Source organism: Campylobacter concisus, assembly GCF_002914195.1.
GTDB lineage: Bacteria > Campylobacterota > Campylobacteria > Campylobacterales > Campylobacteraceae > Campylobacter_A > Campylobacter_A concisus_M.
The window spans coordinates 1-1299 of record NZ_PPAU01000045.1 but is presented as its reverse complement, the minus strand read 5'-3'; the positions used below and the strand labels follow the sequence as shown (position 1 = coordinate 1299).

At 45.7% G+C, this 1299-nt stretch carries 1 protein-coding gene; it reads right to left on the bottom strand.

Annotation, left to right across the window (positions count from 1 at the left end; translation table 11 throughout):
• Positions 1 to 50: 50 nt before the first annotated feature.
• The coding region (locus CYP28_RS10845) for a hypothetical protein (RefSeq protein WP_181000395.1) at positions 51 to 1299 on the bottom strand (1249 nt) is incomplete at its 5' end.

Here is a 1299-nt window from a genome sequence, read left to right as displayed (position 1 = left end):
GCCCATATATTCTTTATAAAACTAAATACATCTTTTTCTTTATTTCTTACTTAATCCATTTCTTTTTCTATTAAATTCTTTATCTCTCTATTCTCTTTCTTTATATTTATAATTTTTATTTCTTTATCTTTTCTCTTTTTCTTTTTTTCCTCTCTTTCTTTCTCTCTCTTTTTTCTCTTCTCTTTCTCTTCCTCTTTTCTCTTCCCTTCTTTCCTTTCTCTTTTTCTCTTTTTTTCTTCCTTCTTCTTCCTTCCCTTTTTTCCTCCCTTCTTTCCCCCCCTCCTCCTTTTTTCCCTTTTCCCCCTCCCTCCCCCCTCTTTTTTCTCTTTCTTTTTTTTTTCTTTTTTCTCTTTCCCCCCTCTCCCCCTTTCCCCTCTTCTTTTTTTTCTCTCTTCTCCCCCTCCTCTCTCTTCCCCTCCCCCCCCTCTCTCCTCCTCTTCTCCTTCTTTTCTTTCCTTTCCCCCTCTTTCCCCCTCTCCCCCCCTCCCTTTCCCTTTTTTCTCTCCTCTTCCCCTTCTCCTTTCTCCCCCCCCCCCTCCTTTTCCTTTTCCCCTTCTCTTTTCTTCCCTCCTTTCTCTTCTTCTCTTTTCCTCTCCTCTCCCTTTCCCTTTTTTCCTTCTCTCTCTTCTTTCCTCTTTCCCTCCTCTCTTCCCTTTCCTCTCCCTTTTCTCCTTTCCCTTCCCCTCCCTCTTTCCTCTTTTTTCTTTCTTCTTCTTTTCCCCCTCCCTCTTCCTTTCTCTTTTTTTCCTCCTTTTTTTCTTCCTTCTTCTCTCTCTCTCTCCCCTCTCCCCTTTTTCTCCTCTCCTTCTCTCTCCCTCCCTCCCCTCTCCCCCTCTTCTCTTTCCTCTTCCCTTCCTTTCTCCTCTTTTTCTCTCTCTCTTTTCCCCTCTTTTCTTTTCTCTCCCCTCCCCTTCCTTTCTTTCCCCCCCTTTTTTCCCTTCTTTCTTCTTTTCTTCCTCCTCCCTCTCCCCTTCTCTCCCCTCCCTCTCCTCCTTCTTTTCCCTTCTTTCTCTCTTTCTCCCCTTCCTCTCCTCTTCTCTCCTCTTTTCTCTCTCCTCCCTCTTCTTCTCCCTTCCTTTTTCTTCTTCCTTCTTTCCCCTCCTTCTCTCTTTCTCCCTCCCCCCCCTCCCTTCCTCCCCTTCCTCCCCCTCTCTTCTCTCCCCCTTCTTCTCTCTCTCCCTCCTCTCTTCTTCCTCCCTTCTCCTTTCTTTTTCTCCTTTTTCCTCCTTCTTCCCCTCTCTTCTCCTCTCCTCTTCCTCCCTCTCCCCCCTTTCCTCCTTCTTTTTTCCCCCCTTCTTC